The organism is Buchananella sp. 103232, from assembly GCF_058725725.1.
In genome coordinates this window covers 21,923-43,511 of sequence record NZ_JBZXJM010000033.1, presented here as the reverse complement: position 1 = coordinate 43,511, position 21,589 = coordinate 21,923, and the positions used below count along the sequence as shown (strand labels likewise).

At 67.6% G+C, this 21,589-nt stretch carries 18 protein-coding genes and 1 pseudogene; 7 read left to right on the top strand and 12 right to left on the bottom strand.

The features are described from left to right. Positions 1 to 13: 13 nt before the first annotated feature. Both AC4PWQ_RS05325 and AC4PWQ_RS05320 read right to left on the bottom strand, forming a co-directional pair. The gene (locus AC4PWQ_RS05325) at positions 14 to 163 is read right to left on the bottom strand and encodes a hypothetical protein (protein WP_492089991.1); all 150 of its coding nucleotides are present in this window, start codon (positions 161 to 163) and stop codon (positions 14 to 16) included. Between the two features lie 538 nt (positions 164 to 701). After that, on the bottom strand, positions 702 to 1,130 hold the full coding sequence (locus tag AC4PWQ_RS05320) for a DNA cytosine methyltransferase (RefSeq protein WP_492089990.1): 429 nt from the start codon (positions 1,128 to 1,130) through the stop codon (positions 702 to 704). Positions 1,131 to 1,425: 295 nt separating this feature from the next. Here AC4PWQ_RS05320 and mobF point away from each other — a divergent pair, with 295 nt between their 5' ends. Together mobF and AC4PWQ_RS05310 are read left to right on the top strand one after the other, a co-directional pair. Then, the gene (gene mobF, locus AC4PWQ_RS05315; RefSeq protein WP_492089989.1) at positions 1,426 to 4,992 is read left to right on the top strand and encodes a MobF family relaxase; all 3,567 of its coding nucleotides are present in this window, start codon (positions 1,426 to 1,428) and stop codon (positions 4,990 to 4,992) included. A 140-nt stretch (positions 4,993 to 5,132) separates the two neighbouring features. Next, on the top strand, positions 5,133 to 5,591 hold the full coding sequence (locus tag AC4PWQ_RS05310; protein ID WP_492090065.1) for a hypothetical protein: 459 nt from the start codon (positions 5,133 to 5,135) through the stop codon (positions 5,589 to 5,591). A gap of 64 nt (positions 5,592 to 5,655) precedes the next feature. Here the strand turns inward: AC4PWQ_RS05310 and AC4PWQ_RS05305 are convergent. Continuing rightward, positions 5,656 to 6,492 (bottom strand): annotated as a pseudogene (locus tag AC4PWQ_RS05305) (DNA-processing protein DprA); the annotation flags it as partial. A gap of 268 nt (positions 6,493 to 6,760) precedes the next feature. On the opposite strand from AC4PWQ_RS05305, the gene AC4PWQ_RS05300 reads away from it, so the two are divergent. Further along, positions 6,761 to 6,892: a hypothetical protein gene (locus tag AC4PWQ_RS05300; protein WP_435942137.1), complete on the top strand. Its 132-nt coding sequence runs from the start codon at positions 6,761 to 6,763 to the stop codon at positions 6,890 to 6,892. A 13-nt stretch (positions 6,893 to 6,905) separates the two neighbouring features. Next, positions 6,906 to 7,814, top strand: a complete 909-nt coding sequence (locus tag AC4PWQ_RS05295) for a DNA adenine methylase (RefSeq protein ID WP_492089988.1) — start codon at positions 6,906 to 6,908, stop codon at positions 7,812 to 7,814. Here the strand turns inward: AC4PWQ_RS05295 and AC4PWQ_RS05290 are convergent. Together AC4PWQ_RS05290 and AC4PWQ_RS05285 are read right to left on the bottom strand one after the other, a co-directional pair. Then, a complete protein-coding gene (locus tag AC4PWQ_RS05290) occupies positions 7,765 to 9,282 on the bottom strand; it encodes a hypothetical protein (protein WP_492089987.1) in 1,518 nt (505 codons plus the stop codon). The two genes, AC4PWQ_RS05295 and AC4PWQ_RS05290, sit on opposite strands and share 50 nt — an antisense overlap. Positions 9,283 to 9,449: 167 nt before the next feature. Further along, positions 9,450 to 9,731 (bottom strand): hypothetical protein, encoded by a 282-nt coding sequence (locus tag AC4PWQ_RS05285; protein WP_492089986.1) that lies wholly within the window; start codon positions 9,729 to 9,731, stop codon positions 9,450 to 9,452. Between the two features lie 937 nt (positions 9,732 to 10,668). Between AC4PWQ_RS05285 and AC4PWQ_RS05280 the strand changes: the two genes are divergently transcribed. Beyond that, complete coding sequence (locus AC4PWQ_RS05280) at positions 10,669 to 11,697, top strand: hypothetical protein (protein ID WP_371176686.1); 1,029 nt, start codon at positions 10,669 to 10,671, stop codon at positions 11,695 to 11,697. A gap of 157 nt (positions 11,698 to 11,854) precedes the next feature. Here AC4PWQ_RS05280 and AC4PWQ_RS05275 read toward each other — a convergent pair whose 3' ends face one another. Then, positions 11,855 to 12,772 (bottom strand): ATP-grasp domain-containing protein, encoded by a 918-nt coding sequence (locus AC4PWQ_RS05275; RefSeq protein WP_492089985.1) that lies wholly within the window; start codon positions 12,770 to 12,772, stop codon positions 11,855 to 11,857. A gap of 62 nt (positions 12,773 to 12,834) precedes the next feature. Between AC4PWQ_RS05275 and AC4PWQ_RS05270 the strand changes: the two genes are divergently transcribed. Next, on the top strand, positions 12,835 to 13,233 hold the full coding sequence (locus AC4PWQ_RS05270; protein WP_371152501.1) for a hypothetical protein: 399 nt from the start codon (positions 12,835 to 12,837) through the stop codon (positions 13,231 to 13,233). A 172-nt stretch (positions 13,234 to 13,405) separates the two neighbouring features. Here the strand turns inward: AC4PWQ_RS05270 and AC4PWQ_RS05265 are convergent, their stop codons facing one another. The 5 genes from AC4PWQ_RS05265 to murA form a co-directional block, all read right to left on the bottom strand. Next, the gene (locus AC4PWQ_RS05265; RefSeq protein ID WP_492089984.1) at positions 13,406 to 13,678 is read right to left on the bottom strand and encodes a FeoA domain-containing protein; all 273 of its coding nucleotides are present in this window, start codon (positions 13,676 to 13,678) and stop codon (positions 13,406 to 13,408) included. A gap of 279 nt (positions 13,679 to 13,957) precedes the next feature. Continuing rightward, on the bottom strand, positions 13,958 to 15,067 hold the full coding sequence (locus AC4PWQ_RS05260; RefSeq protein ID WP_371176683.1) for a D-alanine--D-alanine ligase family protein: 1,110 nt from the start codon (positions 15,065 to 15,067) through the stop codon (positions 13,958 to 13,960). 39 nt (positions 15,068 to 15,106) lie between these two features. After that, positions 15,107 to 16,126 (bottom strand): NAD(P)H-dependent glycerol-3-phosphate dehydrogenase, encoded by a 1,020-nt coding sequence (locus AC4PWQ_RS05255; protein WP_371176682.1) that lies wholly within the window; start codon positions 16,124 to 16,126, stop codon positions 15,107 to 15,109. Beyond that, on the bottom strand, positions 16,123 to 17,172 hold the full coding sequence (locus tag AC4PWQ_RS05250; RefSeq protein ID WP_371152505.1) for a lysophospholipid acyltransferase family protein: 1,050 nt from the start codon (positions 17,170 to 17,172) through the stop codon (positions 16,123 to 16,125). The genes AC4PWQ_RS05255 and AC4PWQ_RS05250 overlap by 4 nt, the downstream gene beginning before the upstream one ends. Positions 17,173 to 17,220: 48 nt before the next feature. Then, positions 17,221 to 18,537, bottom strand: a complete 1,317-nt coding sequence (murA, locus tag AC4PWQ_RS05245) for a UDP-N-acetylglucosamine 1-carboxyvinyltransferase (RefSeq protein WP_371152506.1) — start codon at positions 18,535 to 18,537, stop codon at positions 17,221 to 17,223. Between the two features lie 174 nt (positions 18,538 to 18,711). Here murA and AC4PWQ_RS05240 point away from each other — a divergent pair, with 174 nt between their 5' ends. Then, positions 18,712 to 20,754 carry an acyltransferase family protein gene (locus AC4PWQ_RS05240; RefSeq protein ID WP_371152507.1) on the top strand — a complete coding sequence of 681 codons (2,043 nt, stop codon included), beginning with the start codon at positions 18,712 to 18,714 and terminating at the stop codon, positions 20,752 to 20,754. Positions 20,755 to 20,986: 232 nt separating this feature from the next. Here AC4PWQ_RS05240 and leuD read toward each other — a convergent pair whose 3' ends face one another. Then, positions 20,987 to 21,586, bottom strand: coding sequence for a 3-isopropylmalate dehydratase small subunit (gene leuD / locus AC4PWQ_RS05235; protein ID WP_371152508.1), 600 nt, complete (start codon positions 21,584 to 21,586; stop codon positions 20,987 to 20,989). Positions 21,587 to 21,589 lie beyond the last annotated feature (3 nt).

Sequence of the window (21,589 nt, the reverse complement as noted above, 5' to 3'; positions counted from 1 at the left end):
CCCCCCTCAGCCGCTAGCGGGCCGCCGCCTTGTTCCCCAACCGGACAGCACCGGTCAGCGCAGACGCAGCCTGTAGCGGCAGCACGCCGTTGCCGAGTGCGGTGATCTGCTGATTCTGCGTCAGGTCGTCGGTGCCAGTGACCCAGCCTGCGGGCAAGCCCATGAGCCATTCGACGAAGGCTGGTGCTGGGCGGGGTCCGTCGGCGTCGTTCAGGAGGGCTGGCGCAGGCGCGGGTCGCCCGATGACGTACTCCCACCGGGCAATTGCGTCGGCGTAGCGTCCCCAGCGTTGAACAGTCCGTCGATCAGGGACCACAGCGTCTCCGACTCGGCTCTCCTGCTCGGTGAGCCAGGTGGCCCGTGGAGTGCGAAGTCGATGATCTGGTGCGAGAGCGCGATCGTCCCTCGCCGGGCTCGCACCTGATCGAGAGTCTCCCCGCCACGCGAAGAGTCGGTCGCCAGTGGGGTTCGGAAGCGTACGGTGGCCGAGGATGAAGATGCGGAGCCGGTGGTGAGGAGCGCCGACAAGGGAAGCCGGTAGGCCGATCCATCGTGCATCCAACCGCAGGTCGGCCAGATCGCCGAGAACGGCGCCGAGAGCCCGTAGAGGTCGAGCTGCGTTGTCTCCCAGGTGCCACGGGTCGGGTTCCAGTCCGCGAAGGGTTGCGCCGTCGGGGGTTGCGTCACGGGGGTTGCGTTGTTCATGGGTCGTCTCTTTCTGCGGCGGGCCGCGTCGCGGGTGAGGACAGCAGCCCGCGGACGTTCTTGATGACGAGCCATTCAGGCTGGAGCACGTCGATCGCTGCGGCCATGTGTGCCCACAGCCCCGAGCGGGTGCCTGGCGCGATGCCGGCGCGCTTGCCGACGGTGGACACGTCCTGGCAGGGAAACCCGCCGATGAGGACCTCCACTGGCTCGACCTGACTCCAGTCGATGGTGGTGATGTCGCCCAGGTTCGGGGCGTCGGGCCAGTGCTTGGCGAAGACGCGGGCGACGGGCTCGTTGAGTTCGGAGAACCACTCCGTTCTGGCGTTGAAGGCGTGCTCGACGGCGAGGTCGAGGCCGCCGTAGCCGCTGAACAGCGAGCCGATCCTGAGTGGTGAATCGCTGCTGGCGTTGAGTTCGTGCATGAAGAGCGCTCCGGCTGGCAGGCGTCCACGGCATCCGGTGCCTCGTCGAGAACTGATGCCGAGTTGGTCACCTGTCAGGTGCACGCCTCCGACACGCATCCGATGACCGCCCACGCCGACCGGAGCCACCCCGCCCAGAGCCCGCTGGCACCGTCACCGACGCCTCGTCCTCAGGCGTTTGCTCCAACCTCTTCCTGAGGCCACACGCCTCTTGCAGGTCGAGGGGAACTGAGCTTTATCGCCGTAGAAGTCACCGGGCGCGGGTGCTCACCTGCCCGGCAAGACGGAGGTGAGCATGACGGTTTCGATGCGCGTGATGTCGGCGGGTGACGGCTACAAGTACCTGCTCAAGACGATCGCGGCCGCTGACGGTGAGAGGTCTCTATCAACGCCGTTGACTCGCTACTACGCGGAGGCCGGCACCCCTCCCGGACGCTGGCTCGGCGCTGGAGTCGGCGCGCTGGGGCACGGTGAACTCTCCGTCCGAGACCGCCTCTCAGAGGCCCAGCTCCAACTCCTGATCGGCATGGGGCGAGACCCCATCACCGGCAACCCACTCGGCTTGGCGTTCCCGAACTACAAGACCCCGGCGGAGCGGATCGAATCCCGGATTTCCGCTCTCGATCCGTCGTTGACCGCTGGAGCAAAAGGCGAGGTGGTCACGCAGATCGTGGCCGAGGAGACCGCTCGCGGCACCCGGCGCGCCGTGGCAGGGTTCGACTTCACCTTCTCGATCCCGAAGTCCGCGAGCGTGCTGTGGGCCGTGGCGGATGCCGGGGAGCAGGCGCTGATTGGGGAGGCACATCATCGGGCGGTTGCGGAGGTAGTTGCGTTCATGGAGCGCGAGGTTGCAGCCACCCGCACGGGCGCAACCGCCGGGGACGGTGCCGTTGCGCAGGTCGAAGTCACCGGGCTGGTCGCGACCGCGTTCGATCATTTCGACTCCCGCGTCGGCGACCCTCACCTGCATACGCATGTGGTGATCAGCAACAAGGCCAAGACGGTCCTGGACGGTAAGTGGCGCAGCTTGGACGGACGCCCGATGCACGCCGCCGTGGTCGCGCTCTCGGAGTTGCATGAGGCGGTGTTCGCCGACCACATGACCCGCACGTTCGGCGTCGAGTGGGAGGCCCGGGAGATGGGCCGCGATCGGAACCCGGCGTGGGCGATCTCGGGCGTGCCGGAGGATCTGGTGACCGAGTTCTCGACCCGCGCCCGGCACATCGACGCCGAAACAGATCGGCTCATTGCGGCCTATGTCGAGGAGCATGGGCGGCGGCCGTCCCCGGCGGTGGTCGTGAAGCTGCGGGCGCAGGCGACGTTGACGACCCGGCCGGACAAGCAGGTCCGGTCCCTGGCCGATCTCACCGCCGACTGGCGGACCCGCGCCACCACGATCCTGGGCCGGGACGCGACCCTGTGGGCACGAGAGGTCACCAACAACGAGCAGCCGCTACTGCTCCGCGCCGACGATGTGCCACTCGATGTGATCGGCGACCTCGGTCGGCGCGTGGTGGAGACCGTCGGGGAGAAGCGTTCGACCTGGCGGCGCTGGAACCTCATAGCGGAGGCGTCCCGGCAGACGATGGGCTGGCGATTCGCCACCATGCAGGACCGGGAAACGATAATCGCGATGGTCGCCGACGCCGCCCAACACGCATCACTCCGATTGACGCCCCCAGACCTGGCCAGTTCCCCGTTGGTGTTCCGCCGGGCGGACGGCTCGACGGTGTTCCGGCCGAAAGGCTCGACCGTGTTCTCCTCCGAGGTCCTATTGGCGGCCGAGGACCGGCTCCTGCAACGCGCCAACGACCTCTCCGGGCCAACGGTGGCGCTGGCGACAGTCGAGAAGGCCACCGGTAGACCGGACGTGGATGGGCGGATACTCGGTGACGACCAAGCCGACGCCCTGACCCGCATCGCCGCATCCGGGCGGATGCTCGACGTCCTGGTCGGCCCCGCGGGGGCGGGCAAGACCACTGTCATGAATGCGCTGCGCCGCGCTTGGGAAGCCGAACACGGGCCTGGTTCCGTCGTCGGTCTCGCCCCCTCCGCGGTCGTCGCCCAAGTGTTGGCCGAGGATCTCGGGATCGCGACCGAGAACACGGCGAAGTGGTGGCAGAACCATCTCCTGCACGGCACCACCTTCCAGCAGGGTCAGATCGTCATCATCGACGAAGCCTCCCTCGCCGGTACCCTCTCGTTGGACCGCATCACCCACCTCGCCCAGACTGCTGGGGCGAAGGTGCTGCTGGTCGGTGACTACGCCCAACTGCAATCCGTGGACGCCGGCGGCGCGTTCGCGATGATCGCCAACAACCGGGTCGACACGCCAGAACTGGTCGACGTGCACCGGTTCTCCCACGCTTGGGAGAAGACCGCATCCCTCGCGTTGCGTCACGGGCACCCCCAGGTCATCGACACTTACCTCGACCACCAGCGCATCACCGACGGCGACCACGACGCCATGACCGACGCCGCCTACACCGCGTGGCGGGCCGACCGCGACCAAGGTCTCGTATCGGTGCTGATCGCCGAAACCCACGAAGACGTGTCCGCCCTGAACGCCCGTGCCCGAGCCGACCTGATCCTCGACGGCACCCTCACTCCCAGCCGCGAGGTCGAACTGGACGACGGCACCACCGCGGGAATCGGCGACACGATCATCACCCGCCGCAACAACCGCAGACTCCGCACCGCCAGTGGGCGGGACTGGGTACGCAACGGCGACATCTGGACCATCACCGGCGTCGGCGACGACGGCACCCTCACCATCCGCAAGCCCGGACGCCGGTTCGGCGGCAGCATCCTCCTCCCAGCCGCCTACGTTGCCGAACACGTCGACCTCGGCTACGCGGTCACCGCCTACCGCGCCCAAGGCACCACCACCGACACCGCGCACGTGCTCGTCGAACCCACCTCCACCAGGGAAACCTTCTACGTCGCGATGACCCGCGGACGCTACGCCAACCACGCCTACGTCACCCTCGACCGCGCCGACGACCACACCCAGCCACACCCCGGGGACAACCCGCACGTGACCGCGCGCAGCGTGCTCTACGGAGTCCTACAACACTCCGGAGCCGAACTCTCCGCCCACCAGGCCATCACCGCCGAACACGACCAGTGGGGCTCGATCGCGCAACTCGCCGCCGAATACGAAACCATCGCCGCAGCCGCCCAACACGACCGCTGGGCCACCCTCCTCCGCACCTCCGGCCTCACCACTGACCAAGCCGGCCGCGCCATCGGATCCGAAGCGTTCGGCCCGCTCACGGCCGAACTCCGCCGAGCCGAAGCCAACCACCACAACCTTGATGCCCTCCTACCGCGGCTCGTCGCTGCCCGGGGGTTCGGTGACGCCGACGACATCGCCGCCGTCCTCCACCACCGCGTCGAACGAGCAACCGCGCGACCCGCAGGATCAGGGCGAACCCGGAAACCGCCACGCCTCATCGCCGGCCTCATCCCACACGCCCACAGCGTCATCGACGCCGAGATGCGAGCCGCCCTCCACGAACGAGAAGCACTCATCGAAACGCGCGCCGACGCCGTCCTCGACACCGCCCTGACCGAGAACGCACCCTGGACCAAAACCATCGGCCCCCCACCCAGCGACCAACACCAAGCCGCGGCCTGGCGGAGAGCCGCACGCACAGTCGCCGCATACCGAGACCGCTACCGCATCACCAGCCAAACACCCCTCGGCCCGGAACCAGACAACACAGCGCAGAAGATCGACGCCGCGCGAGCGCGGGCCGCTCTTGATCGGGTGCTCTCCCCCTCAGAGGAGAGCCTCACTTCGGCGGCTGGGCTCCAGGCTGCGAGGAGGAGCCGGGCCCAGAGTGGACGCAACATGTGACGCTTCCGATTGTCCGGCGGTAGACGTAGCCTTGAGGTGAGGCGGATTTCTCCTTACCTTTGGGCCGTCTGCGGCAGACCTTCGGGTCGCTCTCCACGCACCGCCTCAACGATGCACCTGCGTGTTGAGAGGAGCCCATCATGATCCACCTTCTGTGGGGGCTGAGCGTCAAGGCCCGCTACTTCCTGCGCCGCTACATGCCAAGCAACATCGTTCTCGACCTCATCCGGAGCAGGCGGGGACTGAAGTGGGGCGTGCCGGCGATGCTGCTGGGCGTTCCCTACCTGGCCATAGCCGTCTGGTGCACCCGGCTCATCGACAACGGTGGCCCCGGATGGCTCCACCTCGTCGTGCTGGTCTGCATCTGGAACGCTCTCAAGATGGTCGTCATCGGCCCAGTGAGCGTGGTGCTGCTGGTCAGGGCTCGCGCCCAGGAGAACCGGGCCAGGAATCGTGCCGAGCCCAGTGCGCACGATGAGCTGTCTCGACCTGAGCTCGAATCAGCCGCTGAGGTAAAACTCCGCCGTTCGACCGCCGGTACTCGGCTACAAACGTGTGTGCAGGAGCAGGCTTGGCCGCGCGGAGTCGATCCGCCTTGATCTGCGCACGTGGCACCGAAACACGGTGCCCAGTGCCGCGTTCCGCCAGACGTGCAAGATCAGACGTGTCGGCGACCAGCGAAGCGGTGCCATCCCGAAGCAGACGATGCGACCCGATGCTCGCGACACTCGTCACCGGGCCTGGTACGGCCCCCACGCCCCGACCCAACTCGAAAGCGTGACGCGCCACCACCAAGGAGCCCGACCGGCTTCCCGCCTCGACGACGACCGTCGCGGACGAGAGCGCCGCCATCAGCCGCGCGCGGGCGATGAACCGATTCCTGGTCGGAACTGCACCGGGCGGCACCTCGCTGACAAGAAGCCCGACATCGGCCACGCGTTCGAGTAGGTCACGGTGGCCAGCAGGATAGGGGCGGTCAACTCCGTTAGCGAGAATCGCGATCGTGTCCCCACCTGCGGCGAGCGCCGCCTGATGCACGGCACCGTCGATCCCATACGCGCCACCGGCGACGACCACCCGCTCGTCCGCAGCCATCGAAGCGGCGAGCTCGCGGGCAACATGGTCGCCGTAAGAAGTGGAAGCGCGTGCCCCCGTGATCGTGATGAAGTCCTGCACCGGGCGAGCGAGAAATGACGACGCACCACGAGCCCACAACACGTACGGGGCTCCCACGCCCAGATCATTGAGTGCAGCAGGCCAGTCGGCATCACCGGGAATGAGTGCCCGAACCCCTGACCGCTGAACCTGGTCCAGACGGGAGGCGATGCCCTTCACCGCGGGGACGTCGAAGTGGCCCCGCCAGAACTGCGCGTCCACAGGGCTGAGGCCCACCACCGCGCTGTCGTGCTCGGCAAGCCAGAGCGTCCCCACCGCTCCAAGCCGAGCAAGAAGACGACCCGTCACCCGATCATTGGGCTCAACAAGAAGGGACAACACCATCCGCGCCGCCCGCTCATCACCTGCAAGGTCGGTCAAGCCAGCCATCTTCGCTTCCTCTCGGCTTTCCTGCCGAGGAGGTGCGCACTGAGCATCTCGCGGCAACGAGGCTCGGAGCTCCCTCCGCTCTGAGCGCGAAGGCGGTGCCGCCGAAGATCCACACCTGGCGCACTGTCCGCGTTGCAACTCGCAGCTCGCCGCGTAACGAGTACTATTCGTAACATGAAGAGTCTGGGCTATCTACCTGAGGCTGGCCTAACAGAGTTGGACCGTGCTCTGCGTCGCGAGCGCCTTCGTCGTCGCGACGCATGGCGAGATTGTGAGCACTGCGGCGACCCCTTTCTCGGCCGAGGTGACGCGCGTTTCTGCTCTGCTCGCTGCCGAGTTGCTGCACATCGAGTGAGGGAAAGACTCCAATGAATGACAGCCTGCGTGTCGTTGGATCACGCCGTTACGGCACACTCTCCCCGCTTCGATACCCAGGCGGTAAGTCAGCGCTCGCGGGGTTCTTTGCTGACATCATCACCGCCCTGGGCGTCGAAGAAGCCCGATACATCGAGCCCTACGCCGGGGGCGCAGGCGCAGGGATCGCGCTACTTCGTGAGGGCATCGTTCGGCACTTGGTTATCAATGACATCGACCCGGCCGTCCATGCCTTTTGGAGGTCTGTCGTTGCCCACAATGCGAGCTTTGTTGAGCTGGTCGAGTCAACGCCGTTGACCATTGACGAGTGGCTGAGGCAACGAGAGATATATCGGAGCCGAGATGAGAGCGATATACTCCGTCTCGGATTCGCCTTCTTCTTCCTGAACCGCACTAATCGCTCGGGGATTCTGAACGCAGGTGTTATCGGTGGGCAGCGCCAGGAGGGGAAGTACAAGATTGATGCCCGGTTCAACCGACAAACTCTCGTTCAGCGGTTGACGGCAATCGGCGACCTGGCAGATCACATCACGGTCTCTGACCTCGATGGCCGGACCGTGATTCAGCAGTACTCTCACGATGAGCGATCGTTTATGTACATCGACCCACCCTACGTGCAGGCAGGATCGCAACTTTACTTAAACGCCTTCGACGGGCGGGACCACAAGGCCCTCTCGACGATCGTCAACTCAGTCGAAGAGGCGCACTGGTTAATAACCTATGACGCGGCTCCACTGATCGAAAAGCTGTACCGAGATCAGTTCCAGTGCCGACTAGAGCTCACCTACTCCGCTAGGTATCCGGGACAGGCGGAAGAGCTGCTCGTAGCATCCCCTTCGGTCGCGCGGGTGATCAAGTCGTCGCTGACGACGCCCGCGATGACTGGCGCAACAAACGCCTAAGCAGCGGGTTCACGACCTTCCATGCCTGCCGGACGTCATCCGCGCTAACGGAAGCATCGGCGCTGTGCGCGATGAGGTTGAACCACTGGATCGACCCGTGCTTGTGAGCGTTACCCGACTGAATAGTGGCAATGGTCGACTTGAGAGACTTCTCTTGACCGTAGGCCTGCACGACATGCTTGAATGCATCGCTCAACTGGCCGGTGGCGGGGGTTGGGTCGCCCTCGAAATGGACCTTGATGGTCGCCTCCAATACTGAGCGCATGAGGATCGCGGCCGCGATTGGGAGATTCGTGAGGCTGATCCTGCGCAGCTCGAAGTATCGCAGCTTGAGATTCAGTGGCGCGTTCTCGTAGTCAAGCCCCGACAGGTCAAGCGTGTCCTTCGTGTCTGGATGGTTGGGCCCACGGCTGCCGGTGCCACCAGGTGAGCCAGGTGGAGTCGGACCGGTTCCACCCCGACCACTGCCGGGCCCGCCGGACACACTGGACGGACCGCCTTGGGATGGTCCTGATGGCGTTGGTTGCGCGGGAAGATCGGGCGGCGCTGGTTGTGGCGAAGTAGGAGTCGAGACGCCGTTGAGGCGATTCACCAGGGACTGATATTCCTGCTTGCTCTTCTTGAACTCTGGCGAGCGAGTGTTGAGATGGCCGGCACGAAACTCGCCGACGAGATACTCCAAAGCGCTGAGCTTCTCTTTCGTCAACTTCACAGCAATCTTTTCGGGCGTCGATGCCCGCGGCAGGAGCATGCCATCCTTATCGAACTCCACGCCGATCGCAGAGGCAATCTCCTTGTTTCGGTAGGCATATTCGAAGGCTGACATCTTCAAGGCGTCACTTTGAGCATACTCGCGGAGAGAGTGATCAGAAAACGGTGCTGCACTTAGGAAGCGCCGCATTACGGCCATTTTCATGAACCTGGCGACCCCGACGTCCGGGTACTGCGCCTTCACATCGTCAACCGTGGTCTGCTCGTCGATGAGCGAATAGTAGAAGGTGGCCTGCTGATCACGGCTCCAGCGCCTCTTCGAGATGCCGGTATGCAACCTTGCTACGTGAGGTGCCGCTGCCGCTCGGTCGGGAGCGACGATCACACGAACCCGTTCCGGAAGATTCTCCGCCTCCACTGCGTACCGCTTCAGCAGGGCTCGAATCTCTGCCTCATGGCCGGGCACGATCGTCGGGTCCCGAAGCGCCTTGAGCGCACTGACTCGACGGTTGCCTTCCAACACGGTGTATGGGGAACCGCTCCCGGAGTCCGATGCCGACGTCACAATCGGGACTTCGTTGTCGAAGTAACCGTCACGGAGGATCAGTCGCGCCGCTCCGAGGACGTCCTCCGACGCAAACAAGTACTTCAGCGCACCAGCTTCGTCGTCGCGGCGCGTCGGTATGCGGTAGTTCTCCAGGTCAAGGAAGAGCTGATCGAGGTCGACCTCGACTATCGGTAGCTGCTCGTAAGCCATACCCAGCCCCGCTCTCGTGCTCCGTCCGGCGATCCACGCCCTCGGCCAACCGGCGAGAGCAGTCGTTCATGCCGAACGCTAGCCGTCTGTTTCGGTCTGTGGGGCGAGACACGTCGAGAGCGACGATGTCCGGCAAAACTCTCCACGACCAGCGACCCGGAACAGCGCTATGAGGCATCGGCGCCACCCACGATGAGTCCCGCCTCGACCAGGGCCGCGCGCACGGCCTTGCGGTCCACATCCATCCGGCGACCGATCGCGCGCATGGAGACACCCGCGCGTGCGAGGCGCACCGCCTCGGCCTTCTCGTCGATCCCCAGCCTTGGTCGGCGGCTCGGCACGCCGCAGCGACGCAGATGGGAGAACACCGTGGCCCGGTGGATGCCGAACCTCTCGGCGAGAGACTGCACACTCATCCCGGCCAGGTAGTCACCCACGAGCGCGTCCACCTCGGCGGCCGTGAGGAAAGTTTGAGCCGTCTCGACAGTCCCTACAACGGGACCACGATCATCCCTGGGAGCGGTGCTTTCGGGCCGTCGGGAGACCTCGTAGACCCCACGGTTCAGGCGGTTGATCAGGGTCTTCGTCTTTGGGGCGGAGTTGCCGAACGTGCTACTCAGCCACCCCAGGTAAGGCCCAGTCCGTGCGGACTGGGTTCTTTCATGTGGTGAGTCCAGGCAGCAAAATGCGTGGTGGCCCAGTCCGTGCGGACTGGGCTTTTTCATGCCCACCGGGTGCCGTGTGCTGGGCGGCAAGCGCACGAGGACCGGGCCACGCACGCGCCGGGGCTGGGCGGAGTCGGCGCGGGCTCGGGGCCTTATCGCCAAGGGGCGCGACGCAAATGCTAGTGCGGGGTACATGCGACCGCTTGGGGGCGTGCCCCCGATCGGTCGCATGTACCCCAATGTCGCAAAAGTACGTTCCGTGCCGCCCGGGCCCGGGGCCTACGGCCAGCGGCGCTAGGCGCACCTTCCCCGGTTGCGGTCTCGCAGCGCCCCTAGATCGGCTCCCTCACACTGCGGTTTCCCGTCGGCCCGGTGTGCGCTCAGTATGCTCTCGCCGGGGCAGGTACCTGCCCCGGCGCCGCCGGGTTCTGCGGCGGGATTGAGCCCCTGCGGCGAGCCCCGCCCTGAACGACGCCCCGCGCCGCATCCCGTCACCTCCGCTGCCGCGAACGCCAACATTGCGTGCGCGTTCCCGGCCTCACTCATTCTCGGAAGGGCCCTGCCGATGTTGGTCTGCCGTCTCAATCCCCAGCACGTCTATCCGGAGACTTACAGTCAGTGCCCGTGGTGTCAGCAGCAGGAGGCCCCGCTGAACTTCCCGCCTCCCACACAGCCTGCGGTCAGCCCGGCCCCGTTGGGCCCAGCCTCGGCGGCTACTCCTGTGCCGCCCCCGCCGGTGGCAGCTGCGGCTGCGCCGCCCGCAGCCCCGCAACCTGCCCCGGCCGCGCCTGCACTCCCGCCCCAGGCCCCGATCACTTCCCCGGTCCCGGCCCCGGTCTCGGCCCCGATCACTTCCCCGGTCCCGGCCCGCGAACCGGGCAAGAAGCGCGGCCTGATGGCCGCCATCATCGCCACGGTCACGCTGGCCGCCGTGGCTACCGGAGCGGTAGTTTGGCTCGTCAAGGGCCGCTCGGCGCCCGAGCCGCAGGGGGCTGCAGCCCCTACCGCTTCCTCCTCCCCCGCCGCACGCGAAACAACTCAGGCTGCGTCCGCAACACCCGCGACCACCACGCAGGTAGCCACGCCCACCCCCTCCCCCTCGCGGACCAACCTGCGCCTGCCGGAGGCGCCATCGGCGCAACTGCAGGCTGGGGCAGAAAGCAGGTACTCGGAGAGTTACGCCGCACAGGTGACGGGCGTTTCCCAGGACGGTCTGCGCCTGAACGTGGACTTCACGGCCACGGGCCCGAGCGATCTGCGTCGGCCGGAGACTTCCTGCCTGATGATTGCGGGCGACGACGGGCAGTCCTACACGGCCCGCCTCGCCGACAGCGCCCTCACGACGGACACGACCGGTCACTTCGAGGGCACCTTGACCTTCCCGGCCCTAATCTCCGGGAGGTACACCTTCCTCTACTCCTGTCGAACCGACTACTCCGGGGCGGAGATCGGCACCGTAACCGTCCCGTCCGTCGGGGTGAGCCGCTTTAGCGAGGATTACTACGCGGTGGTGCTCGGTTACGACTACACCGACCTGTTCTTCGCGGCCCATGGTCGTTCCGATCTGCCTTCCCCCGAGACCAGCTGCATCGAGGCATACGCGGGCACCTACAACCCGCAGGTGACTATCGAGTCCCAGTGGTCCCCGGCGGACAAGACCCTGGTGGGCAAGATGAGCTTCATCCGCGAGGCACAGTACTCCACCTTCCGGTACTCCTGCGCCGACTATACCGAGGTCTGGGTGGACTGATCGCGTGCCAGCACGGCCACTACCTCCTGGCCGCGCCCCGCGCGCGGCCGGCATCGCTTGGCCGCGCGCCCGCCCCGCACTCAGCACGCATTAGCGACTTGAGGGGCCGCCGGTGGCTTTACAGCCCCGGCGGCCCCCTCAGCCCATCTTTGGCGTTCTACCAGAACACGCGCTGGGCGATGGCGTCGGCGAAGTTGCCCACGGCCTCCGGCACGGCGCCCAGGTAGAGGGAGCCGTCGATCAGGGAGACCTCCATGACGTAGAAGGAGCCCTTGCCGTCGGGCACCAGGTCGATGCGGTTGAACAACAGCTGCATGTCGCGCCCCACGGTGTCCTTGATGTAACCGTGCAGCACGCTGCGCACGCGCTCACCGAAGTTGCGCTCGGCCTCAGTTACCTCCCGCACCTGCACGGCAGTCTCCCGCTGCACCTCTTCCACGGAGCGGAAGGAGGGGTGGAGCATGGCCTGCTTGGAGACGGCGTGGGAGATGAGGCCGTTGAAGAAGACCAGGGAGATCTCACCGGCGGTGTCGATGGTCTCCAGGTAGCGCTGCACCATGACGGTGCGGCCCTTGCGAAGCTGGCGCACGGCGTGCGTGATCGCTTCCATGCGGCTCTTGGCGTCGGTGGAGGTGTAGCGGCCCGTACCGCGACCGCCGGAGGAGATGGCGGGCTTGACCACGAAGTCGCCCTGGGCGGGGAAGCGGCAGTGCACCTGGTGCTTGGTCAGCCCGGCGTCGGGCTCCAGCCAGGTGGTGGGGATGGTGGGCAGCCCGCGCGCCTCCAGCTCCTGTAGATAGTGCTTGTCCGTGTTCCACGCGAGCACGGGTGCCTGGTTGAGCAGGCGCGGGATGGAGCCGGCCCACTCGATGAACTGGGAGCGTTTTTGCGCGTAGTCACGCACTCCGCGCACCACTACGACGCCCGCGTCGCCCCAGTTGACGCTAGGGTCGTCCCACACTGCCACACGCGGGTCCATGCCACGCTCGGCAACTGCGTCCAGGAGCGGATGCTCCTCGACGTCTAGGTTCGGTTGATCTGCGCTGGTTGCAAAGGTCACCACAGGCTTGCTCATTCTCTAACCGTATCGCGCTGCGGCTAGACTTTGCACCGTTATCTACTGCCAAGGACGGAGTAATGGATTTCTCTCAGCGCCGCAACTACCGCTGGGCGGTCGGCCTCACGATCACTGTTTGCGCCCTGGTGGCGGCATTTGGCGGCGGATACGTTGCTCTGTACGACGAGTTCTGGGGCGCCGTCGTCATCGTCTCTTGCTTCCTAGTGGGCCTGATTCTGTTCTACCGGATGCGCGACGTTCACCGTGGCGTGCGTAAGACCTTGTTTGGTGACGTGTCGGCCGCGTGGAACCGCGACCGCGACGCGGGCATTGCTCGCCCCACGTGGCGCGCCAGCAAGGCTCCCGTCGCCAGGGAGGAGCAGAAGCAGGCTCGACCCTCCACGGCCGGACTGTCCAAGAAGGCCGCGCGGCAGCGGGCCCAGGTCGAGGCCGCACGCCGCAGCCAGCAGAAGGACTAACTCTCGCGAATGCGCGGCGGGCCGGGCAAAACGCCCGGCCCGCTCCCACGTGCTGCCCCTGACCCGCTAACTCAAGCGCCCTGGCCCGGCAGCCGGATTGGCTTTGGGAGCATGCTCCCGACCACCGCTGCAACCTGTCGAGGCCCGGCAGCTCCCCGCGCACGGGGCGCAACTACGCTGCCACCACGGTGATGGCGGAGGCGTCGTCCGGGCGCAGGCAAACGTCGTGATTGGCGACCCGGAAGATGGCCGGCCCACCGTAGGCGGCCGGGCGGACCAGTTGCACCCGCGTGCCGGGCACTAGACCTAAGCCCAGCAGGCGCCTGCTCAGGTGCGTGGGTAGCCCCGTCTCGATGGCGATGACCGTTGCCCAGCACCCCTGCGGCACCTTGTCCAGGGAGATCTGTTTCGCGTCAGATTCCTGCATTTCCTGCTGGTGAGTCACCACCATCACCCCACTCGCTAAACTTGATTGATTCAATTTAGCGTACAAGTCAACCGGCACCCCTCCAAGAGTTGAGCTCCGTAGTCTCACCCTTCAATACGAGCACGCAAGGGGGAAAGGCCGCATCCGCGCAGTGACGGCTCGGCACCCCCGCGCCTCCCCCGCCCCCGGCTCGGCCACGCGCCAACCCCGACCCGGCCCCGGAAACGCAGTGCGCCGGCCCCCGTAGGGATCGGCGCACCGTTGGCGGCAACCGGTGTTACCGCCTCAAACCCCCGCTCAGCGCAGGCCCACACGCCGCTCGAGTGCTAGCTCGATCAGCTCGGTGACGAGCTCGGGGTAGCTCATGCCGGCCGCGAGCCAGGCCTGCGGGTACATGGAGAACTGGGTGAAGCCGGGCAGCGTGTTGACCTCGTTGATCACCACGTCGCCACCGGGGCGGACAAAGAAGTCCACGCGGGCCAGGCCCTCACAGCCAAGCGCCTCGAAGGCGCGCGCGGCCAGGTCCTGCAGCCGCTTGGTCACGGGCGCGGGCAACTGGGCGGGGATCTGGTTGAGGTCCGCGCCGGCCACGTACTTGGTGTCGAAGTCGTAGAACTCGCTCTGCCCGTTCATGACGATCTCGCCGGGGGGCGCGGTGCGCGGGGCGGCGCCGTCGCGCCCGCCCAGCACGGCCACCTCGACCTCTCGTCCGACCTCTGCGGCCTCCACGACGACCTTCGGGTCGTGGCGGCGCGCCTCCTCGATCGCCTCCACCAGCTGGTCGGCGCTCTCCACCTTGCTGATGCCCAGGGAGGAGCCGGCGCGGGCGGGCTTGACGAACACGGGCAGCCCCAGGGCCGCCACGGTCTCCAGGCAGAGGGCGCGGTCGCGGCGCCACAGGGAGTCGGTGATGGACACGGAGCGGCCGATGGGCAGGCCCTCGCCCGCCAGGACCAGCTTGGTGGTGTGCTTGTCCATCGCGGCGGCGGAGGCCAGCACGCCGCAGCCCACGTAGCGCACGCCGGTGAGCTCCAGCAGGCCCTGGATGGTGCCGTCCTCGCCGTAGGGGCCGTGCAGTAGCGGCAACACCACGTCCACGTCGATGCGCTGCGCGCCGGCAACTAGCTGCAGCACACCGCGGTCCTCCAGAACCATCTGGAGTGCCGGGGACTGCGCCACCACCTGCGCCAGCTCGCCGTCGCGCAGGGCGTAGCGCTCGGGGTCGTCAGCCACCAGGACCCACTGTCCCTCGCGGGTGATGCCCACGGGCACCACGTCGTACCGGGACCTGTCGATCGCCGCCAGCACGTTGGACGCGGTGGCGCAGGAGATGCCGTGCTCGCCGGAGCGTCCACCGAAAACTACCGCCACCCGGGGCTTCGCTGCGCCGGACTGTGCCTCAGTCAAGATGACCTCACTACCTTGATAATTGCGCCCTGTTCAGGGTCATTCCTGGGTGGCGCCGCTGACGCCCTCGGCCTTGCGGGGGCGGGACAGCAGCACGCGTGTGATTTCCTTGGGGTCGATTCCGCCGTGGAGGATCGCCAGCACGCCGAAGGTGATGGGCATGTCCACCCCAAGCTTCTTGGCCAAGTGGCTGACCGACTGGCATGACTTCACACCCTCTGCCGTTCCACCCGTGCGCCGCTGGGCCTCTTCGAGGTTGCAGCCCTCCGCGATCGCGCGCCCAAATCGCTGGTTGCGAGACAACGGCGAGGCACAGGTGGCCACCAGGTCACCCATGCCGGCCAGGCCCGCGAAGGTCTCTCGCTCCGCCCCCATGGCCTCGCCCAGGCGGGTGGTTTCCACCAGGCCGCGGGTGATGATCGTGGCGGCGGTGTTTTGCCCGTACCCCAGCCCGAGTGCCATCCCGGCGGCCAGGGCGATCACGTTCTTCACGGCGCCGCCCAGCTCCACGCCCACCACGTCGGTGTTCGTGTAGGGGCGGAAGTAGGGCGCGGCGCACAGCTGCGCCACCCGGTTTGCCACGGCCTCGTCCTTGGCGGCGATCACGGTGGCGGTGGGCTGCTGCTCGGCGATCTCGCTGGCCAGGTTGGGCCCGGAGAGCACCGCCACCTGTGCCAGGTCCACCGCGAGCGCCTGGGCCAAGACCTCGCTCATGCGCAGGTCCGTACCCAGCTCGATTCCCTTCATCAGGGAGAGCACCACGGTCTTGGGCCCCAGCTTGCCGCGAATGGGGGCCAGCGCCTCGCGGGCGATCTGCGACGGGATCGCCACTACCACCAGCTGGGCGCCCTCCACGGCACCGAGCATGTCCGTGGTGGCACCGATCTTGGGATCCAGCCTCAGCGCCGGCAGGTAGCGCTCGTTGCAGTGGGCGTTGATGGAGGCGACCACCTGCGCGTCGCGCCCCCACATGACCACCTGGTTACCTGCGTGCGCGCACACCTGCGCGAACGTGGTGCCCCACGCGCCCGTGCCGATTACGGCGATGTGACCGTTCATGCTCCCTGCCCGGGTTGCTGGCTGCCCGGCTTTTCGGGCGCAACGATTCGATCCGCCTTGATGCCCGACGCTCCGCCGGTCGCCCCCTCCTGCTCGGCCCGCTTTTCACCGGCCTGCTTGGAAGCCACGGCCTCCGGGGAGGAGGCGGGCACGGACGGGCCGGCCAGTTCGGGGCGCGGCCGGGCAGCGTCGTCGGCCCGCTTGCCCCACGTGTAGGGGGCGGAGTCGTAGCCACCGCCGGCCGGCGCGGCGGCCTCGCGTTCCAGGAGTTCGGTGATGTCGCCGCCACGCGACTGCTCGGCAGGCACGCTCAGGAGCGGGTTCCACTGGACGTCGTGCACACGCGGTGAGGTGTCATAGGTGCGGCCGTCGCGGCGCGAATCCCACATCGGCATGGGGGCCTGCTCGCCGCGCAGCTCCTCCACCAGCGAAGTGAGCGCCAGGATGATGCGGTGCGTTGCCTCCTTGTAGGCGGCGGCGTCGGTGCGGCCGTACAGGTCGCTCAGCTCCACCGGCTTGCCCACGCGGGCCACGATGCGCGGGCGGCGCCAGAAGCGCGGCACCCCGCCCTCGCGGCGGTAGAGGGCGTGCGCGCCCCACTGCCCCACCGGGATAACCGGCACGCGGGAGGCCAGCGCCAGGCGGGCGGCGCCCAGCTTCGCAGTCATCGGCCACAGGTCGGGGTTAGAGGTCAGCGTGCCCTCCGGGAAGAGGGCGATCACCTCCCCCTTCTCCAACGCGTTGAATGCCGCCGACAGCGCCTCCACCGCCCGGGCAGAGCCGCGCACCACCGGCACCTGGCCGCTGCGCCGCAGGAAGAAGCTCAGCACGGGGATGCGCCACAGCTCGTGCTTGGCCAGGATGCGCGCCGGGATCTTCTGGTCCAGCAGCAGGTGGAGAAGCGTCAGGCCGTCCGCGTTGGAGACGTGGTTGCCCACCGCCAGGAACGCGCCCTCCTTCGGGAAGTTGTCTACGCGCTGCCAGCGCAGACGGGCCACCGAACGCATCAGCAGGCGCGCAACGGCGCCGGAGACGCGATAGAACAACGGATAACTTCTACCCACAGACTGCCTCGATTTGTTCACTGGTTTGACTCAACGCTCCATGGTGGCGCGCGCGCCCAGGGCACGCAGCTTGGCGTTGAAATGCTCGTAGCCGCGGTTGATCAGCTCGATGCCGTGCACGCGGGAGGTGCCGGAGGCGGTCAGGGCCGCGATCAGGTGGCTGAAGCCGCCGCGCAGGTCGGGCACCTCGATGTCGGCGCCGTGCAGCGGGGTGGGGCCGGAGACCACGGCGCTGTGCTGGAAGGAGCGCTCCCCGAACCGGCAGGTGAGCGGGCCCAGGCAGTTGGGGTAGACCTGGATCTTGGCGCCCATGTCCACCAGCGCGGAGGTGAAACCGAAGCGGTTTTCGTAGACCGTCTCGTGGATGATGGACAGCCCGCTGGCCTGGGTCAGCGCCACCACCAGGGGCTGCTGCCAGTCGGTCATGAAGCCGGGGTGCACGTCGGTCTCGATGGCCACCGCCTGCAGGTCGCCACCCGGGTGGGAGAAGCGAATGCCCTCCTCGGTGACGTCGAAGGCGCCACCGATGTTCCGAAACACGTTCAGGTAGGTCATCATCTCCGGCTGGGTGGCGCCGCGCACCATGATGTCGCCGCCGGTGGCCAGGGCTGCCGCGCCCCAGGAGGCCGCCTCGATGCGGTCCGCGAGCGCGGTGTGCTGGTAGCCCTTGAGTTCCTCCACGCCGTCCACGGTGATGACCCGCTCGGCGGCCACGGAGATGCGGGCGCCCATCTTCTGCAGCACCGCGCACAGGTCCATGATCTCCGGCTCCACCGCCGCGTTCTTCAGCACGGTGCGCCCCTGGGCGCGCACGGCGGTGAGCAGCATCTGCTCGGTGGCCCCCACGGAGGGGTACTCCAGCTCGATGATCGCGCCGCGCAGGCCGTTGGGGGCGGAGATCTCGATGCCGTCGGGCACCTTGTCGATCACCGCACCGAACTCGCGCAGGATGCGCAGGTGGAAGTCGATCGGCCGGTCCCCGATCCGGCAACCACCCAGGTCGGGGATGAAGGCGCGGCCCAGCCGGTGCAGCAGCGGGCCACAGAACAGGATCGGGATGCGGGAGGCGCCCACCAGTTCACCCACCTGGGCCACGGCGGCTTCCTTGACGTGGCCCGGGTCCATCCGCAGGACGCCGGCTTCCTCGTCGAAGTCCACCTCCACCCCGTGCAGGCGCAGCAGGTCGCTGACCACGTCCACGTCCCGGATCAGCGGCACGTTTCGCAGCACGGAGGGGCTCTCAGCCAGGAGCGCCGCCACCATGGCCTTGGAGACGAGGTTCTTTGCGCCGCGCACAAAGATCTCGCCAACCAGGGGCTTGCCGCCCTCAACGCGCATGACTGCCATGGCTCTCCTCCCGCAAGTTCTCGAAAAGAGTTTACGTCCCTTGCCCCCGCACTCGTCACACATACCGGCGGGCCGTGGGCAACCGCGAGGTGTTATCCATACGTCAGTCATTGGATGGTGCCTGGCATGGTCATTCGAGCTAGGCTCGCCCTTGGTCTATCGGAGGGAAGGGTATTGCAAGCTAAGCCGATTGGCGCTGCTCGAAACGGCAAGCCCTCCACCTCCGCAGGTGTGCCGCGAAGCCCCGGCAAGCGCCACCTTGCGCCGCTGGACGGCCTGCGGGCCCTGGCCATCGTCTTTGTGCTTGGCTACCACTTCTTCCCCAAGCTCGCTCCCCAGGGGCGCCTGGGGGTGGACCTGTTCTTTGTACTGTCCGGCTTCCTGATCACCTCGCTACTGCTGGCCGAGACCCAGCGCAGCGGCCGGGTCAACCTGCGGGGCTTCTTCCTGCGGCGCTGGCGCCGATTGGTGCCCGCGCTCGTGTTGGCGGTGGTGACCGTGGTGGGCATGGCGGCCGTGGTGGGCGGCGATGCGCTGCTGGCGGTGCGCCGCCAGACCCTGGGTTCGCTCTTCTTTGTCTCCAACTGGGTGGAGATCTTTGCCGGGGGTTCCTACTACGACCACACCCAGCCGCTGCTGCTGACGAACACCTGGTCGCTGGCGATCGAGGCCCAGTTCTACCTGGTCTGGCCTTTGTTGCTGCTGGGCATCGTCTGGCTGGCCGACCGCCTCATTCGGGCCTTCCCGTGGGCCGCTCACTGGCAGGCCCGCAGGGTGGCTGCGGTCCTGTGCGTACTGATAGCTGCGGCCTCGTTTGGGGCCGGGGTGGCACTGACTTCGGCCGGGGCGGCAGCGTCGCGCGCCTACTTCGGCACCGACACGCACTCCTTTGGCCTGATGCTGGGGGCGGCGTTGGCGCTGCTCAACCGCTCCGGGCTGAGTTCTACGGCCAGAACTTCCAGCGTGCGCGCCACGTGGCGCGGCGTGGCCGGCTGGGTCTCGGTGGTGCTGCTGGTCGCGCTCAGCGCCGGCGTGCTGGCGGGAGTGCCTGGTCTGGCGTGGCTGGTGGCGGACACGCGCGGCATGGGCGCCCTGCTGGTGGCCTCCGTTCTCTCCGTTGGAGTGGTGCAGGCGCTTTTGCCTTCCGCCTCCAGTCACCCGGGCCCGGCCCGCTGGCTGCAAAAGGTGGTGGGTGCGCGCGCGTTGACGTGGATCGGCGAACGCTCCTACGGGATCTACCTGTGGCACTGGCCGCTGTACGTGTTGCTTTTTTACGCCGCCCGCAGGGTGCCTTCGCTTTGGGGCGCACTGGCAGTCAGCCTGGCGTCGGTTGCCCTGGCGGCCCTTTCTTACAAATACGTGGAGGAACCGGTGCGCAACTCGGGTTGGCGCGGCGCGGCCAGGCGGCTATTCACCATGCCGCACAAGGCGTTCTTGGCCTCCGGCCTGGCCATTGTGATCGTGTGCAGCGCGTTCGTGTGGGCGCTGGCCCACCAGCCCGCCATGTCGCAGGCGCAGGCGAGCATCGAGGCGGGCAGGCGCGCGCTCGCCACCGCCACCCCAGCCGCACCTGCCTCCCCGCCGGCCGCCGCGTCCGCTTCTCCCAGCGACGACGCTGCCGCCCCCGCCTCCGCGAGTCCCGAGGCGCCCAGCGAGCCGGCCCCCTCCCCCTCGCCCGTCGAACCGACGCCCACGCCGGTGCCGCCGATCTCCGTGCCGGTGCAGGGGGCCGACGTCGCCGTGGTGGGAGACTCCGTCACCTTGGCCTCCGCGCCCTCGCTGGCCGAGCAGCTGGTGGACAGCGCCATCGACGCCGAGGTCTCGCGCCACTTCCTCTCCGCGCAGGAGATCCTGGCCGGGCTGGACGCCACCTACGGGCAGCGCCCGTTCGTGGTGGTCTCCCTGCTCTCTAACGGCCCGGTTTCCCTGGAGGAGATGGAGGAGTTCCTGGCCTCGCTGGCTCCCGGCCGCCGCCTGGTGCTGGTCACCGCCTACGGCCCGGAGACGGTGGAGTGGATGGCGCCCAACAACCAGGTGGCCCGCCAGTTCGCCGCCGCCCACAAGGACCGCGTCCGTATCGCGGACTGGGACACCGCGATCGCCGCACGCACCGACCTGCTGGCGGACGACCTGATCCACCCCAGCGAGGAGGGCGGCGACGTCTACGCCGCCGCCGTGCAGGCGGCGCTGGACAGCTTCGCCACCCCGGCCCGCTAGCTGGGCCAGCTGGCCGGGTGGCCGACTAACTGAGGCGTGGGGCAAGAAGCCCCTACCAGCGGGCGGGCAACAGCCCGGGCGCACCGCTCAAACGCGGCACCCCCACCACCCCCTACCAGCGGGCGAGCAACAGCCCGGGCGCACCGCTCAAACGCGGCACCCCCACCACCCCCTACCAGCGGGCGGGCAACAGCCCGGGCGCACCGCTCAAACTCGGCGCCCCCACCACGCCCTACCAGCGGGCGGGCAGCGTCTTGGGCTTGAAAGAGGGCCGGGTGGCCTCGAAGGCGGAGATGTCCGCTTCGTTCTGCAGCGTGATGGCGATGTCGTCTGCGCCCGCCAGCAAGCGCTCGCGCGTGTGGTCGTCCACCTCGATGGGCGCGGCCTGGTCACCAAAGCGCACCTGTCGCTCCACCAGGTCCACAGTCACCTCGGCACCGGGACTGGCCTCCATGTACGCCCACAGGGCGTCGCGGGTGGCCTCGTCGATCAGCGCCACCAGTAGGCCCTGCTTGCCGGCGTTGGAGCGGAAGATGTCCGCAAAGCGCGGTGCCAGCACCGCCTTGAAGCCGTAGTCGCGCAGCGCCCACACCGCGTGCTCGCGCGAGGAACCGGTGCCGAAGTCCGTGTCAGCCACCAGCACCGAACCGGCCCGGTAGGGCTCCTGGTTCAGCACGAAATCCGGCTCCTTGCGCCAGGCGGCAAAGAGGGCGTCGTCGAACCCCGTGCGGGTAATGCGCTTCAGGAACACGGCCGGGATGATCTGGTCGGTGTCCACGTTGGAGCGGCGCAGCGGCACACCGATGCCCGTGTGAACGGTGAACTTTTCCATTTC

What these genes read in the sequence shown, in the direction of transcription:
- AC4PWQ_RS05325 (WP_492089991.1), bottom strand. Translation starts at nt 163, where the DNA reads ATGGGCTTGCCCGCAGGCTGGGTCACTGGCACCGACGACCTGACGCAG.
- AC4PWQ_RS05320 (WP_492089990.1), bottom strand. Translation starts at nt 1,130, where the DNA reads ATGCACGAACTCAACGCCAGCAGCGATTCACCACTCAGGATCGGCTCG.
- mobF (WP_492089989.1), top strand. Translation starts at nt 1,426, where the DNA reads ATGACGGTTTCGATGCGCGTGATGTCGGCGGGTGACGGCTACAAGTAC.
- AC4PWQ_RS05310 (WP_492090065.1), top strand. Translation starts at nt 5,133, where the DNA reads ATGATCCACCTTCTGTGGGGGCTGAGCGTCAAGGCCCGCTACTTCCTG.
- AC4PWQ_RS05295 (WP_492089988.1), top strand. Translation starts at nt 6,906, where the DNA reads ATGAATGACAGCCTGCGTGTCGTTGGATCACGCCGTTACGGCACACTC.
- AC4PWQ_RS05290 (WP_492089987.1), bottom strand. Translation starts at nt 9,282, where the DNA reads ATGGCTTACGAGCAGCTACCGATAGTCGAGGTCGACCTCGATCAGCTC.
- AC4PWQ_RS05275 (WP_492089985.1), bottom strand. Translation starts at nt 12,772, where the DNA reads ATGAGCAAGCCTGTGGTGACCTTTGCAACCAGCGCAGATCAACCGAAC.
- AC4PWQ_RS05270 (WP_371152501.1), top strand. Translation starts at nt 12,835, where the DNA reads ATGGATTTCTCTCAGCGCCGCAACTACCGCTGGGCGGTCGGCCTCACG.
- AC4PWQ_RS05255 (WP_371176682.1), bottom strand. Translation starts at nt 16,126, where the DNA reads ATGAACGGTCACATCGCCGTAATCGGCACGGGCGCGTGGGGCACCACG.
- murA (WP_371152506.1), bottom strand. Translation starts at nt 18,537, where the DNA reads ATGGCAGTCATGCGCGTTGAGGGCGGCAAGCCCCTGGTTGGCGAGATC.
- leuD (WP_371152508.1), bottom strand. Translation starts at nt 21,586, where the DNA reads ATGGAAAAGTTCACCGTTCACACGGGCATCGGTGTGCCGCTGCGCCGC.